This is a genomic window from Zobellella endophytica, assembly GCF_003012775.1.
GTDB classification, from domain to species: Bacteria; Pseudomonadota; Gammaproteobacteria; order Enterobacterales; family Aeromonadaceae; genus Oceanimonas; species Oceanimonas endophytica.
Genome location: NZ_PXYG01000041.1, coordinates 1 through 258, shown reverse-complemented (window position 1 = coordinate 258; position 258 = coordinate 1). Strand labels below are relative to the sequence as shown.

Sequence of the window (258 nt, the reverse complement as noted above, 5' to 3'; positions counted from 1 at the left end):
TTTTGATAGAGGCGTGGTAGCAAGTTCGCCTATAACTTGTTGCACACCGAGCCAAGCAACGCCGTGTACAGGGATAGCCTTATTCTTGTCCCTTGGGTTCGCGGAGCTCACCACTCGCCTTTACCAAAAATCTGCGAAGCTGCGCTTCGCAAACCGTGAATTTTGTCCCCTTCGTCTAGAGGCCTAGGACACCGCCCTTTCACGGCGGTAACAGGGGTTCGAATCCCCTAGGGGACGCCATTTACGCGCCAAGCCTTA

1 tRNA gene is annotated in these 258 nt (G+C 54.3%); it reads left to right on the top strand.

Annotated features, from left to right (window positions below):
• Positions 1–164: 164 nt before the first annotated feature.
• A tRNA-Glu gene (locus C7H85_RS19350) sits at positions 165–240 on the top strand.
• Positions 241–258: the final 18 nt, after the last annotated feature.